Below are 14166 nucleotides of genomic sequence, written 5' to 3'. Positions count from 1 at the left end.
CGGAAGGCCTTAGCAGGAGAGGCGCTTCTGTTCGCTCGCAACCTTGCTTATGACGGCACGCGAGGCCTTCGGATAACGCTTCGACACTTCGCGCAGCGTTGCACAGGCCGTCTCGGTATTGTCGAGGGCTGCAAGCGACATGCCGAGCTTCAGCAGCATTTCCGGCGCCTTTTCCGATGTGCCGTATTTCTGATGCGCGTTGAGGAAGGTCTTGGCCGCCTCATTGTACTTGCCCTGCGAATAGAGCGCTTCGCCGAGCCAGAAATTGGCGTCCGCCGCCCGCGCGCTGCTCGGGTATTGGGTGATGTACTGCGTGAATTCCTGTTCGGCCGTGCTGTAATCACCGGATAGCACGTGGCCGTAGGCGGCCTTGTACTGGTCGGCCTCGCTGCCGAGCGAGGCGGTCTGCTGCGGCGTTTTGCTATTGGCATCGGGAAGTGGCCCGGAACCGATCGTGGCATTTTCGTCGACGCTTCCGCCGATCGGATTGCCGTTCTGATCGAAATCGATCGAGCCGAGCTCCTTCGGCGGTTGGCCGAGGCCGCTATTCTCCGGCACGCTCGTGGAGGGAGCCGTTTCGGCTCCCTGCGGTGCTTGGATCACCTTGGCAATGTCGTCGCCGCCGGAGGCTGCCGGAGCGGCATCGGTCTCGCTCTTCTTGACAGGGGCCTTGACGGCACCGCCGGCACCCGTCTTTTCGAGCTGCTGGAAGCGGAACTCATTGTCTTCCTGCTGCTTGCGGATCGTCTCCTGCATCTGCAGAAGCTGAAAGCTCATCTCCTCGATCCGGCCGTTCAACTGCCGCAACTGCTCTTCGAGCTGCTGCACGCGAACCTCCGCATCGCCGCTCTGCACTTTGACGACGGGCGGCGCCGCCTGGTTTTCCGCGGATCGGCCGCCGAGATGTAGCCCGAAGAACGAGGCCGAATAGGCCGCCCGTTCGCTTCCGGTCACAGCCGCCAGGCACAGCATGCCTGCCACGACAAATTTCTTCATATGTATCGTCCTGTCCCAGTGATTCTTCGCACCTCGATGGCACGAACAGGAGATTTTTCCAATTGCTTTCAAAAAGCAACGGAGTCTGGCCAAAGTGTGGTCAAAAAGAAAAGGCGGCCCCTGGGGGACCGCCTTTCGAAAAAGCCAATTGTTGCTCGGCAATTACATGCCGGCGCCGCCAAGCACGGTAACCGCGCGGCGGTTCTGCGACCAGCAGGAAATATCGTCGCAGACGGCGACCGGACGTTCCTTGCCGTAGGAGATCGTCTTCAGGCGCTGCGCCGGGACACCACGCGAAGCGAGATAGTCCTTGGCGGCAGCCGCACGGCGGGCGCCGAGCGCGAGGTTGTATTCGCGCGTGCCGCGTTCGTCGGCATGGCCTTCGACGGTGATCTGGTAGTTCGGGTAGCGGCCAAGCCACTGGGCCTGACGGTCGAGCGTCTGCGAGGCATCGGCGCGGATCGACGAGGAGTCGGTGTCGAAGAAGATGCGGTCGCCGACATTGACCGTGAAGTCCTGGGCAGAGCCCGGCGTTGCGGCGCCAGCACCGCTGCCGAGGCCGAGGTCGCCGGCGCTGTTCGGCGGCTTCTTGGCGCAGCTTGCGAGCGCGAGGCCGGCGATAAGCGCGATCATGACGGGGTTGCGGGCGAAATTCTGCATGCGGCTCATTGCCGGGGTATGAATTCGGCTCATGGCCGGTCTCCTTGCGATTTCATCAGGGTTTCCGGACAGTAACCGCACTCGGTTAACCGCCCCTCAAAGATTATGGTTAACAATTTGCCACTTTGTCCCTTGGCCGCTCGGTTCCATGACTTTGGGGCGACAAGAAGGCAGCAGCGCATCGCCTACTCCATAAGCGGCGACCAGGCCGGGTCGGAGCCGTAGGTCGGCGTCTTCACGAGCTGCTCGTTGTAACCGGTCAGATCGATCGAATAGAGCTGCGGACCGCCCGACCCCGCAGCCTGGCGGAAGAACATCAGCACGCGGCCGTTCGGCGCCCAGGTCGGGCCCTCATTGTGGAAGCCGGTCGTCAGGATGCGCTCGCCCGAACCATCCGGCTTCATCACGCCGATCGAGAACTTGCCGCCGGCCTGTTTGGTGAAGGCGATGAGATCGCCGCGCGGCGACCAGACCGGCGTCGAATAGGAGCCGTCGCCGAAGGAAATGCGGGTCTGGCCCGAGCCATCGGCGTTCATCACGTAGATCTGCGGCTTTCCGCCGCGGTCGCTTTCGAAACTGACGCGTGCGCCGTCAGGCGAATAGGAGGGCGACGTGTCGATCGCCGCCGTCGAGGTCAACCGCGTCGTCGTGCGCGAGCGCAGGTCCATCGTATAGATGTTGGAATTGGCATCCTGCTGCAGGCTCATGATCACCTTCTGACCATCCGGCGAAAAGCGCGGCGAGAAGGTCATGCCGGGGAAATTGCCGACGACCTCGCGTTGCCCGGTTTCCAGCTGCAGCAGATAGACTCGCGGCTGCTGGTTGGCAAAGGACATGTAGGTGACTTCCTGCCGGCTCGGCGAGAAGCGCGGCGTCAGCACGAGATCGCTGCCATCCGTCAGCATTCGCACGTTGAAGCCGTCCTGATCCATGATCGCCAGCTGGCGCTTGCGCTGCTGCTTGGTGCCGGATTCGGAGACGAAGACGACGCGCGTGTCGAAATAACCTTCCTCACCGGTGATCTGCTTGTAGATCGCATCGGCGATGATGTGAGCCACACGGCGCCAGTTCTCCGGCTGCGTATAGAATTGCTGACCGGTCATCTGCTGTCCGGCAAATGTATCCCATAGGCGGAATTCGGCACGAAGGCGGCCATCCGCTTCCTTGGTAACCCGGCCGGTGACCAACGCCTGGGCATTGATGACCTTCCAGTCCTCGAAGCGCGGCGAAGCGTCGGGATTAGAGATCTTCTCGATGAAGGCGGTTTTGTTGATGGGTGCGAAGAGACCGGACCGCTGCAAGTCGGCGGCGATGACTTGCGAGACCTGCGCGCCCATGTCGCCCTGGAAATCAGTCACCGCGATCGGAAGCGGCTGGATATTACCCTTGTTGATATTGATCTCGACAAGCGCGTTCGCCGGAGTCGTAAAGACTGCGGCCCCGACTAAACCGGCAACGACCATCAGGGCGCGGATGAGGGAACACTTGACCATATCAAAACAAGCCTTTCAGCACTTTATAGGTTCAGTTGGCTGACATCGAAGTTCAAAACAACTTCCTTCCAGACATCGTATTTGTCTTTTGGAAGCATCGTGTAAGGAGCTGCACGGACAATTGCGCGAAGAGCTGCGTCGGTAATGATTTTACGTGTCCTTTCGCTGCCACCGCTGACCTCCGCATCGGGAGTTCCGATAATGCGACCGTTCCTATCGAGGCGCACACGGAACCTTAGATGAACGCTGGCGGCGTCCTTCAGGTCCGCAGGGAGGGCAAAACGATTTGTGATGGCATTTCGCATCCCATCGATAACGGGCACACTTAAAATTTTTGCTTTTGAGTCAGTTTTTTCCCGACTCATCGTCTCCGCATGTCCATCAGGCGGCAGTGAGAAAGCAGCCATTAACATCGCCAGTGCCCCGATAGACTTCGCGAAATGGGATAAGCTGCTCAGCATCTAGATTCCAAAATCGCTTGCGTCGAAGGTGAGAAGCATCTCGTTCCAGCCGTTCTCGCCCTCATACTTATCTGCTGGTAAGTTCTTGAGGGGAGATGATTTCATAACAGCGCGATAAACGCTGCTCTTAAGAGCCTGACGAGTCGACTCCGGCCCACCTGTCGCAATGACCTCTGGATCACCAACGACATTTCCGGCCTGATCAAGCTGGAAACGAACCTGAAGATGAACATCGCCCGCGCCCGCCAGCCCCTGAACAGACGACCAATTACCGGAGATCTGACCACGTACTGCGTCAACCTCGCTCTGGCTAAGTTTGGCTCCGCCATTGCTCTTCTTGTTCCCCAGCGATGCTTCTTGCGTCGAGCGCTTGGCCCCACCGGCGGAAGGATCGGCCTTGTTGAGCAGCGCGGAGATTTCATCCGCGTTGAAGTCGCTCTTCATCGATGAAGCCGATTTCGCCACTTCCTGCTTCTTGTCCGCCTTCTTCTTGTCCGCCGGTGTGTCGGCGGTCTTCGGCTGATCCGCAGTCTTTTCCGGCGGCTTTTCGACGGGCTTCTGCGGTTCCAGCGGCTTCACCTGCGGCTTGGCGACGGGGGTCGGCACGTTGTCCGGCAATGCTTCCGCATCCGGCTTCGGCGGCTCCTCCGGCTTGGCCTGTTCTTCCGGCGGTTTTTCCTCCGGCTTCGGCGGCGTCACTTCGACAGGCTTCGGTGGCGGAATGGAAGCGACCTCCTTCGGCTGCTCTACTTCCGTTTCCTCCTTGACGATCTCCTTCACGTCATTCGGCTTAGGATCGATCTTCGGCATCGGCTTGTCGCTCGAATTCGCCGCCGCCGCTTCGGTATTGCTGGGCTTGGCGTTCGGGACCGGAGGCGTTTTCAGGTCGACATTGTTGTCGCCGGCATTTTCGGCGGGCTGTGCGATCGGCGGCCGCGTCGTTGGTACGGGCGCGGAAGTCTCCTTCTTCGGAGCTTTCTTGTCGCCTTGCTGCATCTGGGTAATGGATTCCACCGGCACCAGATCGACCGGCATCGCCTCGAAATCCTCTACCTTGAAGGATTCAGGGGCGCCGAGCGATACCATCGCCCAGGTGAGCACCAGGCCGTGCAAAACAGCAGATGTGATGACACTGGCCTTCATTTTGAGCGCTATTGGTCCTTCTTCTGCTGCGTCACGAGGCCGATATTCTTGAAGCCTGCGCCCTGAATACGGGCCATGACGTCGGCGATGACGCCATAAGGCGCGGTCGCGTCGCCGCGCACGAAGATACGTTCGTTATAGCCGGTAGTGGCGATCGCCTCGAGCTTGGCGGCGATCTCCGCGGCCGGGATCGGCGTTTCCTGCAGGAACACCTCGCCGTCGTTCTTGACGGAGATGGTGATCGGCTGCGTCTCGGAATTCAGCGCCTTGGCCTGCGTTTCCGGCAGGTCGATCGGCACGCCGACGGTCATCATCGGTGCCGCGACCATGAAGATGATCAAAAGCACCAGCATGACGTCGACGAGCGGCGTCACGTTGATTTCGGAAATCACGGCCCTATTCCGACCGCCGCGACGACGGCGTCCGCCGCCTCCGCCGCCATTGCCTCCAACAGCCATACCCATGTCAGAATACTCCGTTGCTTACTGAGCGGCAGCGCGTGGCTGCAGTTTCTCGTCGATCTGGCGCGAAAGTATGGCGGAGAATTCATCCGCGAAACCTTCCATGCGGCCCGAGAGCTTGCCGGCATCGGCAGAGAACTTGTTGTAGGCGATAACTGCCGGTATAGCGGCGACGAGGCCGATCGCGGTGGCAAGTAGCGCTTCGGCGATACCGGGCGCGACGACCGCAAGGTTGGTCGACTTCGAACCGGCAATCGCCTGGAACGAGGTCATGATGCCGACGACCGTGCCGAAGAGACCGATGAACGGACCGGCCGAGCCGATGGTCGCGAGCGATCCAAGACGGGCGCCGAGAAATTCGGTCTCACGAGCGAGCGTCACGTCCATCGCACGGTCGATACGCATCTGCAGGCCGATCGGCGAGCGGGCGCCGCGTTCGAAGGATTTCTTCCACTCGCGCATGGCGGCGACGAAGATGGCCGCGAGCCCTGTATTGTTGCGTTCCGACAGCGAGCGGTAGAGTTCTTCCAGCGACTGGCCCGACCAGAACACCTGCTCGAACTTGTCGAACTGGCGCCGCGCGCGGCCATAGGCCAGGTATTTGTCGATGACGATCGCCCACGTCCACACCGAGGCCGCGATGAGCCCGAGCATGACGAGCTTGACGACGATGCCGGCCTGCATGAAAAGCGACCAGAGGCTGACGTCCGTCGTTGCTGCTGCCAATCCTACTTGTTCCATTGGTCCAAAATCCCCGAATCCAAACGCCCGGTGCTGGACCGGGCGGCACAAACTGATCTCGCAAGAAGTGTCCGGCGACCGCCGCCCAAAGCCCTGGTCAAACTTCCAAGCTCATCTTCCGCCTTCTTGCCGTCAAATTTGGTCAAAGGAAGGCGTGCACCGCACAAACTCCGACTTTCCCAGTAAGACACTATTATGGTTAATAGATCGTTAGTGCCGGACTGTGACAGTAAGCCTGTGTTTGGAAGATTTCGTTCCATGGATTACTTGACCGGAGCAAGGTCCGGCTGCCGAAAGAGCGCTCATCCTGCGGCGCGGGAATTCCTTCACATAAAACTCAAGTTCTGACAAGACCTGAATTTCAAGCGATTCTGACTACAACGGCGTGCTGCCCTCCAGGAATTTCACCGCCAGTGTTTCCGGCAGCCGCCTCGGCCGCCCCCGGGCGTTGATGACGGCGATGATCACCTTGGCGGCGATCAGCAGCGTCTCGCCTGAGCGGATCTGCTGATTGAGCACCATCTTGGCGCCGCCGGCTTTTTCCGTATGCGTCAGGATCGTCAGCACATCGTCCATGCGCGCCGGGCTCTTGAAGTCGATCTCCATGCGGTGAACGACGAAAACCAGCCCTTCCTCGTCGGCGCTGACGAGTTCGCGCTGCTCGACGCCGAGGCAGCGCAGATAATCGGTGCGGCCGCGCTCCAGGAAATGCAGGTAGCGGGCGTGATAGACCAGGCCGGAGAAGTCCGTATCTTCATAATAGACCCGCTGGACAAGGCGGTGTCCGGCCTCCGTCAGCTCTCCCGAAATGGAAAAAGGGCGTTCCGTCATAATTTTCTCCAAACTGAGGTGCCCTGTTTGGCGCAACGCTTCCAGACAGGCAAGCATTGAATGATTGTCACAATTCCTAACTATTCCCGATAATGAGCGACCAATCAGGAGACGATGCGATGAAGATTGCGGTTATGGGCGGAGACGGTTTCATTGGTTGGCCAACGTCGCTGCATCTCTCCGATGCCGGTCACGACATCCATATCCTCGACAATCTCTCGCGCCGCTGGATCGACACGGAACTCGGCGTGCAGTCGCTGACGCCGATGGATTCGATCCAGGAGCGCACCCGCATCTGGCATGCTGAAACCGGGCGCCGCATTCACTTCAATCTGATCGATCTCGCCAAGGATTACGAACTCCTGAAGAACTGGCTTTCCGAACATCGCCCGGATGCCGTCATCCATTTCGCCGAGCAGCGGGCCGCGCCCTATTCGATGAAGAGCGACCGCCACAAGAACTACACGGTCAACAACAACGTCAGCGCCACGCACAACCTGCTGAACGCGCTGACGGAACTCAATCTCGATGCCCATCTCATCCATCTCGGCACCATGGGCGTCTACGGCTATTCGACGGTCGGGGCGGCGATCCCCGAGGGCTACCTGCCGGTCGGCATCGAGACTGCAGGCGGCGAGACGGTCAGCCAGGAGATCCTCTATCCCTCCAATCCCGGCTCGATCTATCACATGACCAAGTGCCTGGATCAGCTTCTCTTCCAGTTCTACGCGCGGAATGACGGCCTGAGGATCACCGATCTGCACCAGGGCATCGTCTGGGGCACACATACCGAGCAGACGCGACGCCACGCGCAGCTGATCAACCGTTTCGACTACGACGGCGATTATGGCACGGTGCTGAACCGCTTCCTCATCCAGGCGGCGATCGGCTATCCGCTGACGGTGCACGGCACCGGCGGCCAGACCCGCGCCTTCATCCACATCCAGGATTCGGTGCGCTGCATCGAGCTGGCATTGAAAAACCCGCCGGCCCGCGGCGCCCGCGTCGAGATCTTCAACCAGATGACGGAAACCCACCGGGTGCGCGACCTCGCCGAGATGATCGCCCGGATGAGCGGCGCCAAGATTGCCTGGCTGCCCAACCCGCGCAAGGAAGCCGCAGAGAACGAGCTGATCGTCCGCAACGAAAAATTCCGCGATCTCGGCCTCGAGCCGATCACGCTGGAAGCCGGCCTGCTCGGCGAGATCGTCGACGTCGCGAAGAAATTCGCCTATCGCGTCGACCGCTCGCGCGTGCCGGCCGTCTCCGCCTGGACCAAGGACATCGCCGCGACGATCAATCACGATCCGGAAGGCAAGCGGCTGAAGTCGGTTTCATGAGTGCTGAGAGATGACGAAGGCTAGGAAGGTCGCGGCCAACCCAAAAACTCACCCTCGTCACGTCAGCTCAACCATGGCTCGGCATCTCATTTGGACTCGCCAAAGCGGGAAGGTCGCGGCTTGCTCCCTCTTCTCCCCAGCGGGGAGAAGGTGGCCCGAAAGGTCGGATGAGGGGGCCGCACGGCACGCCATTCATTGCCCTTCGCTTGCGCTCAGCGCAGTCGCTCCTGTCGTCGCTCACCCCCTCAACCGCCTGCCGGCACCTTCTCCCCGCTGGGGAGAAGAGACGTGTAGCAACGCTTTGCCATCCCTCCTTCGCCGGAGCAAGATATATCGGGGCAGTCGAATCCGATGAACCGCTCGCGCGTTTTCGCCTATGTCACCCTCGTCACCAATGCCGATTACGCCATGGGCGCCACTGCCCTGGCGAACTCTCTCCGCCGCACCGGCACCAGCGCCGACATCGTCATCCTGCATACCGGCGGCGTCGATGCTGCTGCCCTTTTGCCCCTGAAAGCGCTCGGCTGCCGCCTGATCGAGGTCGAGCACCTGCCGCTCTCTGCGGCCTTCAACGAGCGCCACGCCCGCGGTCAGCTCCATTCGACAGCTCCTTTCACCAAGGGCCGCAAGCCGGATTTCCATTCGCCGCTCGACAATTTCTGCAAGCTCAGGCTCTGGCAGCTCGTCGAATACCAGCGCTGCGTCTTCATCGACGCCGATGCCCTCGTGCTGAAGAATGTCGACAGGCTCTTCCTCTATCCGGAATTTTCCGCCGCCCCAAATGTCTACGAAAACCTCGCCGACTTCCGCCGGATGAATTCCGGCGTCTTCGTCGCCACGCCCTCGCATGACACGTTCCGGCACATGCTCGAAAGGCTCGACAGGCCGAACGCTTTCTGGCGGCGCACCGATCAGACCTTTCTCGAGACATTCTTCCCGGATTGGCACGGCCTGCCGGTTTATTTCAACATGCTGCAATATGTATGGTTCACCATGCCGGAGCTTTGGGACTGGAAGAGCATTTCGATCCTGCACTACCAGTATGAAAAACCGTGGGAAAAGGATCATCCCAAGGCAGCGCGACTACAACCTTTGATCGATCTGTGGCATCGTTTCCACGATGGCGGCGACGTGCCTGAGATCACGGCGCTGGACAATCCGGAAGGGGCAGCATGAAGGTACTGGTATCGGGTGGAACGGGTCTCGTCGGCCGGTATGTCGTCGAGGAACTGCTGGCCGCCGGATATCAGGTGATCGTCGGCGGGCGTCGCGCGCCGTTGCCCCGCCTCTTCTCCCGCCCGGTCGAGTTCGCAGCGCTTTCGCTCGATCCCGACAAGGATCAGATCGATGTCTTCGATGACGCCTATTTCTTCGTCCACGCCGCTTTCAGTCATGTTCCGGGCAAATATCGCGGCGGCGAGGGCGACGATCCGAAGACATTCCACAGGTTGAACCTCGACGGCACCGTCCGGCTTTTCGAAGCCGCCAAACGCGCCGGCACGCGCCGCTGCGTCTTCCTGTCCAGCCGCGCCGCCTACGGCGAACATCCCGAGGCAATCGAACTGGCGGAGACGATGCTGGCCAAGCCCGAAACACTCTACGGCCAGGTCAAGCTCGATGCCGAACGCGCGCTTGCCCATCTCTCCACGCCGGGTTTTGCCGGCGTAAGCCTGAGGGCGACCGGCGTCTATGGCGATCTCTCGCCGAACAAATGGGACGGCCTCATCGCCGATTACCTCGCCGGCCGGCCGGTTGCTGCCCGTTTGGGAACGGAAGTTCATGGCCGCGACCTCGGTCGGGCGGTGAGACTGATGCTGGAGACGGAAAGCACTCGCATCTCCGGCGAGGTCTTCAACGTCTCGGACATGTCAGTCGACACGCGCGATATCCTTTCACCCATCCGCCGCGAGACGGGCTGTCGGCACGCGCTGCCGGCCCCTGCCGATAGCGCCGCGCTCAATCCCATGAGCACTGCGAAAATCCGCGCGCTCGGCTGGGCGCCCGGCGGAGCGCCTCTATTCGACGAGACGATGCAGCGGCTGGCCGTTGCGCTTCCTAAATCTCCAAGACACAGGTCCACGCAAGTCTGACGTTGCAGAATGCGCCCGAATCGCAATCGGGGCCTGAATTAAAAATCAGGGAATTGTTCATGCAGGTCGCAACCACGTCTGCTTCCATCATCTTGCGCGGCGCGTCTTCGACGGCAGCCATTACAGCCGCCGGAAGCGAGACCGATCAAGGCGTGCTGAAGCTGCAGCGCGCCACCCAGGCGCTGCAGCAGATGCGTCAGACCTTGGCGAACTCGGGAGACGAGGCCAAGGCGAAGGCGCAACGCAAGCTCGAAGAGGCAAAACAGCAGTTGGAGATGCTGCGCAGCTCCAACATGGCACCTGAGGTGGTCGCGCGGCTGGCCGGTGAACTGGCGCGCAAGGTCGGCACCGCTGCCTCCGAATTCGCATCATCAGTCGCGCCCGGCAGGCCGGCAACGGCTGTTCCGGTGGATGCAACCACGGGCGCTGAGGCCGTCGCAACGAGCGGGGCCGCTGCTGCGCTGACGGATACCGCAGGGGAAACTGCGGCCGGCGAGACCGGCTCGCAGGAACCGGACGCTGCCGCCAACGCCCGCAAGGCCTATGCGAGCGTCGCCGAGGATGCCCCGAAATTTTCAGGCATCTCGGCCGATGATCGCGAAACGATGGAAGAGTTCAAGGCGGTGGTGCGCGAACTCAAGCAAGTGCTCGAAAAGGCGATGCGCGAGTTGCGGCAGCAGGACCGGCAGGCCGGGGCCAATATGGCAGGCTTCTCCATCGCCACGGCGACAATACCGACAAGCATCGTTGTCTGACCACCGCTGCCGCCGGCGGCCGAGGCGTGAAACCGTCGCATCCGGCATTTGCATCGGACATCCTGCCGTCTATGCTCGGGTAAATCTCTCAGAACCGGCAGATCCAATGACCGCGAAAGAATTGAAAGCGCAGCTGCGCGACGAACGGCTGTCCGCCCGCGACGCTATCCCCGCCGAGAAACGCGCCTCCAAAAGCCTAGCAATGGCCGACCATGCCGGCGAGGCCGTCGGTTTTGCGCTGGATACGATCGTCTCCGGCTTCCTGCCGATCCGTTCGGAAGCCGATCTCAGGCCGCTGATGGCGCGCTTTGCCGTGCGCGGGGCGCGGCTCTGCGTGCCGGCGATCCTCGATCGGCAGACCATCGTTTTTCGCGAGCTGGCGGACGGTGCGCCCCTCGTCGATACCGGCTTCGGCACGGTCGGCCCCGGCTCGGATGCCGCCATTCTTGATCCCGAGATCATGCTGGTGCCGCTTTCGGCCTTCGATGCCCGCGGCTACCGCATCGGCTACGGCGCCGGCCACTACGACCGCGCCATCAGCCGGCTAAGGCAAAAAGGCCTGCATCCGAAGCTGATCGGCATTGCATTCGACTGCCAGGAAGTGGCACATGTGCCCGACGAGCCGCACGACATAAGCCTGGATGCCATCCTGACAGAAAGCGGCCTTCGCTTTTTTGCCTCTTGGATTGGATAGGGAATGCGGCTGCTTTTTCTGGGTGACATGGTCGGCAAGACGGGACGCACGGCGGTGTGGGATCGCCTCCCCGGCCTGGTTTCCGACCTCAAGCTCGATTTTGTCATCGTCAACGGCGAGAACGCCGCCGGCGGCTTCGGCATCACCGAGGACATCTTTCTGGAAACGATCAATGCCGGCGCCGACGTGGTGACGACGGGCAATCACGTCTGGGACCAGAAGGAAGCCGTCGCTTTTGCCGGCCGCCACGATCAATTCCTGCGGCCGGCCAACTATCCGCAAGGCACGCCCGGCCGCGGCTCCGGCCTTTTCTATGCCAGGAACGGCGCGCGTGTGCTGGTTGCCAACGTCATGGGCCGGGTCTTCATGCATCCCGAACTCGACGACCCCTTCAAATCGGCGGAGGTCATCCTCGATGCCTGCCCGCTGAAGGAACAGGCCGATGCGATCATCTTCGATTTCCATGCCGAGGCGACCAGCGAAAAACAGTGTTTCGGACATTTCGTCGACGGCCGCGCCAGCTTCGTCGTCGGCACCCACACACATGTGCCGACCGCCGACGCACAGATCCTGAACGGCGGCACCGCCTATATGTCGGATGCCGGCATGTGCGGCGACTATGACTCCTCCCTCGGCATGGACAAGGAGGAGCCGCTTAACCGCTTCATCTCCAAGATGCCGAAGGGCCGCATGGAAGCCGCAAACGGCCCCGCGACGATCTGCGGCGTCGGCGTGGAAATCTCGGATACGACGGGACTTGCCGAAAAGATCGCGCCGCTCCGGCTCGGACCGCGGCTGGCCGAGACGGTGCCGGAGTTCTGGCGATAGAGCATGACGCCGAAAAGTGTGAGCGGTTTTCGGGCGACATAATGCTCTAACTCTTTAATTTAGAATAGCCACGCCGCTAACACGCAATTGTGAGCATCCTCCGTCTGGACCACCGTGACCTCATGCCGCATCCTCCCGCCACAAAGTGAAAGCGCCGGAGGGGTGGCATGAAGCCGCGATATCTTGTCCTCGCTATCGCATGCCTTGCGGCCTTCGCCGCGCCGAATCTCGTCGGGGCACAAGAGCAGCGGCCACCGGTCAGCCAGTGCCAGGCGATCGCGCAAACCATCCCCAAAGTGACCTTCGCAAGCTTTTCCGGCGCCCCGCCGCTGGTGCCTGCCGTCTCCGAGGGCGAGGACGTCAAACTGACCTTCCTCGGCCATTCGACCTTCGAGATCGATACGCCCGGCGGCATCGTTATCGCAACCGACTATAATGGCTGGTACAGGCCGGCAACGCCGCCCGATGTCGTGACCATGAACAAGGCGCACACGACCCACTATACCCTGACCCCCGATCCCGGCATCAAACATGTGCTGCACGGGTGGAGCGATGTTCCGGAGGAGAAGGCCAACGTGAATCTGGTCGTCGGCGATGCCTATATCCGCAACGTCACGACGGATATCCGCTTCAGCTATGGCCTCGGCGGCTCGCACGAGAACGGCAATTCCATCTTCATCTTCGAGATCGCCGGCCTGTGCATCGGCCATCTCGGCCACCTGCATTACGAACTGACGGATACCCATTATACCGAGATCGGCCGCCTCGACGTCGTCATGGTCCCCGTCGATGGCGGCCTAACCATGGGCGCCGACAGCATGAGCCGCGTCATCAAGCGGCTACGCTCGTCGCTGATCCTACCGATGCACCGGCGCGGCCCGCCGGTCGAAGCCTTCGTCTCGATGTTCGGCAAGGATTTCGACGTCGCCAATGCGCCCGATGACAGCATCATCGTCTCGATGCGTACGCTGCCGAAAAAGCCGCTGATCTATGTGTTGAAGGGCGTGCAGTAAAAAGGCCCCGCGGTTTTCCTACTTTACAGCGCAGCGCGTCTTTTTAGACGCGCAAAAAGGACGCTGTAGCACTTTGAATTATGCAGGAGCACTGCGCGTCAGGCGAACTGCAGATGGCGCTTGATGCCGACATCCGGCATCTTGTCGTCGTCGAGATTGGCCTTGGCGATCTCCCAGCCGAATTTCAGCTTGTTGCCCGTGGAAACCCAGATCTCGGCATCGTCGACATGGAGGGACAGCATAGTGAGCTTGGGGTCCTTCTTGCCGCCGTCATACCAGGCCGCAACGATCGAGCTCCAATATTCCTCGATCTTGGAGGGGTCAGGATGCACCTCGATCACACCGGCGAGGCAGGCGTGATAGTCGTGATCCTTGCCGATAACGCAGAAATGCGCGCGGCTGCCGGGCTTGATGGCACGCACGATGTCGGCATCGGTCTTGGTGTAGAACCAGATGGTGTTGGTGGTGGGATCGGCATGCGGCGCCATCGGCTGCATGTGCATGTCCAGTCCGGAAATTCCGAGCATGCCGGCATGAACATCGTTGACCTGATCCCAGAGCTGACGTGCTGGATGTTCCTGCGCCTCACTGAGACTTGCCATGACCGTTCCTTTCCGTTGGATGGAGTTCGGTTGAAACGTCATCCCCTCACCTTTGTTC

Annotated in this window: 16 protein-coding genes; 7 read left to right on the top strand and 9 right to left on the bottom strand. The window is 61.0% G+C overall.

Going from position 1 to position 14166, the window contains the following annotated elements; all coding sequences use genetic code 11:
• Positions 1 to 9: 9 nt before the first annotated feature.
• From ybgF to ybgC, 8 genes are all read right to left on the bottom strand, one after another.
• On the bottom strand, positions 10 to 996 hold the full coding sequence (ybgF, locus tag RWK44_RS25495) for a tol-pal system protein YbgF (RefSeq protein ID WP_316029559.1): 987 nt from the start codon (positions 994 to 996) through the stop codon (positions 10 to 12).
• A 162-nt stretch (positions 997 to 1158) separates the two neighbouring features.
• On the bottom strand, positions 1159 to 1689 hold the full coding sequence (gene pal, locus RWK44_RS25490; RefSeq protein WP_020051519.1) for a peptidoglycan-associated lipoprotein Pal: 531 nt from the start codon (positions 1687 to 1689) through the stop codon (positions 1159 to 1161).
• 152 nt (positions 1690 to 1841) lie between these two features.
• Positions 1842 to 3149 (bottom strand): Tol-Pal system beta propeller repeat protein TolB, encoded by a 1308-nt coding sequence (gene tolB, locus RWK44_RS25485; RefSeq protein WP_065281168.1) that lies wholly within the window; start codon positions 3147 to 3149, stop codon positions 1842 to 1844.
• 23 nt (positions 3150 to 3172) lie between these two features.
• On the bottom strand, positions 3173 to 3610 hold the full coding sequence (locus RWK44_RS25480; protein WP_168284236.1) for a cell envelope integrity protein TolA: 438 nt from the start codon (positions 3608 to 3610) through the stop codon (positions 3173 to 3175).
• Positions 3611 to 4753 carry a hypothetical protein gene (locus tag RWK44_RS25475; protein ID WP_168284237.1) on the bottom strand — a complete coding sequence of 381 codons (1143 nt, stop codon included), beginning with the start codon at positions 4751 to 4753 and terminating at the stop codon, positions 3611 to 3613.
• An 8-nt stretch (positions 4754 to 4761) separates the two neighbouring features.
• A complete protein-coding gene (gene tolR / locus RWK44_RS25470; protein ID WP_003542730.1) occupies positions 4762 to 5217 on the bottom strand; it encodes a protein TolR in 456 nt (151 codons plus the stop codon).
• 18 nt (positions 5218 to 5235) lie between these two features.
• Positions 5236 to 5955 (bottom strand): protein TolQ, encoded by a 720-nt coding sequence (tolQ, locus tag RWK44_RS25465; protein ID WP_003542733.1) that lies wholly within the window; start codon positions 5953 to 5955, stop codon positions 5236 to 5238.
• Positions 5956 to 6330: 375 nt separating this feature from the next.
• Positions 6331 to 6786 carry a tol-pal system-associated acyl-CoA thioesterase gene (gene ybgC / locus RWK44_RS25460; RefSeq protein WP_012758853.1) on the bottom strand — a complete coding sequence of 152 codons (456 nt, stop codon included), beginning with the start codon at positions 6784 to 6786 and terminating at the stop codon, positions 6331 to 6333.
• Positions 6787 to 6905: 119 nt separating this feature from the next.
• On the opposite strand from ybgC, the gene RWK44_RS25455 reads away from it, so the two are divergent.
• The 7 genes from RWK44_RS25455 to RWK44_RS25425 all read left to right on the top strand — a co-directional run bounded on the left by RWK44_RS25455 (position 6906) and on the right by RWK44_RS25425 (position 13506).
• The gene (locus RWK44_RS25455; protein ID WP_003542736.1) at positions 6906 to 8126 is read left to right on the top strand and encodes an NAD-dependent epimerase/dehydratase family protein; all 1221 of its coding nucleotides are present in this window, start codon (positions 6906 to 6908) and stop codon (positions 8124 to 8126) included.
• Between the two features lie 351 nt (positions 8127 to 8477).
• Positions 8478 to 9302 (top strand): glycosyltransferase, encoded by an 825-nt coding sequence (locus tag RWK44_RS25450; RefSeq protein ID WP_316029558.1) that lies wholly within the window; start codon positions 8478 to 8480, stop codon positions 9300 to 9302.
• Entirely contained in the window at positions 9299 to 10216 is a 918-nt protein-coding gene (locus RWK44_RS25445) for an NAD-dependent epimerase/dehydratase family protein (protein WP_316029557.1), read from the top strand. Before RWK44_RS25450 ends, RWK44_RS25445 begins: the two co-directional genes overlap by 4 nt.
• A gap of 59 nt (positions 10217 to 10275) precedes the next feature.
• On the top strand, positions 10276 to 10971 hold the full coding sequence (locus RWK44_RS25440; RefSeq protein ID WP_316029556.1) for a hypothetical protein: 696 nt from the start codon (positions 10276 to 10278) through the stop codon (positions 10969 to 10971).
• A gap of 106 nt (positions 10972 to 11077) precedes the next feature.
• Positions 11078 to 11665 (top strand): 5-formyltetrahydrofolate cyclo-ligase, encoded by a 588-nt coding sequence (locus RWK44_RS25435; RefSeq protein ID WP_316029555.1) that lies wholly within the window; start codon positions 11078 to 11080, stop codon positions 11663 to 11665.
• A gap of 3 nt (positions 11666 to 11668) precedes the next feature.
• Positions 11669 to 12493: a TIGR00282 family metallophosphoesterase gene (locus RWK44_RS25430; protein WP_011653409.1), complete on the top strand. Its 825-nt coding sequence runs from the start codon at positions 11669 to 11671 to the stop codon at positions 12491 to 12493.
• A gap of 167 nt (positions 12494 to 12660) precedes the next feature.
• Complete coding sequence (locus RWK44_RS25425) at positions 12661 to 13506, top strand: MBL fold metallo-hydrolase (RefSeq protein WP_222009725.1); 846 nt, start codon at positions 12661 to 12663, stop codon at positions 13504 to 13506.
• A 98-nt stretch (positions 13507 to 13604) separates the two neighbouring features.
• Here RWK44_RS25425 and RWK44_RS25420 read toward each other — a convergent pair whose 3' ends face one another.
• Entirely contained in the window at positions 13605 to 14108 is a 504-nt protein-coding gene (locus tag RWK44_RS25420) for a pyridoxamine 5'-phosphate oxidase family protein (RefSeq protein ID WP_012758860.1), read from the bottom strand.
• Positions 14109 to 14166: the final 58 nt, after the last annotated feature.

The organism is Rhizobium sp. 25PS6, assembly GCF_032464655.1.
Lineage (GTDB): Bacteria > Pseudomonadota > Alphaproteobacteria > Rhizobiales > Rhizobiaceae > Rhizobium > Rhizobium laguerreae.
The sequence above is the reverse complement of the archived record's forward strand: the minus strand, read 5'-3'. Positions and strand labels throughout refer to the sequence as shown.

Coding starts and splice junctions, on each gene's coding strand:
- ybgF (WP_316029559.1), bottom strand. CDS start 996: ATGAAGAAATTTGTCGTGGCAGGCATGCTGTGCCTGGCGGCTGTGACC.
- pal (WP_020051519.1), bottom strand. CDS start 1,689: ATGAGCCGAATTCATACCCCGGCAATGAGCCGCATGCAGAATTTCGCC.
- tolB (WP_065281168.1), bottom strand. CDS start 3,149: ATGGTCAAGTGTTCCCTCATCCGCGCCCTGATGGTCGTTGCCGGTTTA.
- RWK44_RS25480 (WP_168284236.1), bottom strand. CDS start 3,610: ATGCTGAGCAGCTTATCCCATTTCGCGAAGTCTATCGGGGCACTGGCG.
- RWK44_RS25475 (WP_168284237.1), bottom strand. CDS start 4,753: ATGAAGGCCAGTGTCATCACATCTGCTGTTTTGCACGGCCTGGTGCTC.
- tolR (WP_003542730.1), bottom strand. CDS start 5,217: ATGGGTATGGCTGTTGGAGGCAATGGCGGCGGAGGCGGCGGACGCCGT.
- tolQ (WP_003542733.1), bottom strand. CDS start 5,955: ATGGAACAAGTAGGATTGGCAGCAGCAACGACGGACGTCAGCCTCTGG.
- ybgC (WP_012758853.1), bottom strand. CDS start 6,786: ATGACGGAACGCCCTTTTTCCATTTCGGGAGAGCTGACGGAGGCCGGA.
- RWK44_RS25455 (WP_003542736.1), top strand. CDS start 6,906: ATGAAGATTGCGGTTATGGGCGGAGACGGTTTCATTGGTTGGCCAACG.
- RWK44_RS25450 (WP_316029558.1), top strand. CDS start 8,478: ATGAACCGCTCGCGCGTTTTCGCCTATGTCACCCTCGTCACCAATGCC.
- RWK44_RS25445 (WP_316029557.1), top strand. CDS start 9,299: ATGAAGGTACTGGTATCGGGTGGAACGGGTCTCGTCGGCCGGTATGTC.
- RWK44_RS25440 (WP_316029556.1), top strand. CDS start 10,276: ATGCAGGTCGCAACCACGTCTGCTTCCATCATCTTGCGCGGCGCGTCT.
- RWK44_RS25435 (WP_316029555.1), top strand. CDS start 11,078: ATGACCGCGAAAGAATTGAAAGCGCAGCTGCGCGACGAACGGCTGTCC.
- RWK44_RS25430 (WP_011653409.1), top strand. CDS start 11,669: ATGCGGCTGCTTTTTCTGGGTGACATGGTCGGCAAGACGGGACGCACG.
- RWK44_RS25425 (WP_222009725.1), top strand. CDS start 12,661: ATGAAGCCGCGATATCTTGTCCTCGCTATCGCATGCCTTGCGGCCTTC.
- RWK44_RS25420 (WP_012758860.1), bottom strand. CDS start 14,108: ATGGCAAGTCTCAGTGAGGCGCAGGAACATCCAGCACGTCAGCTCTGG.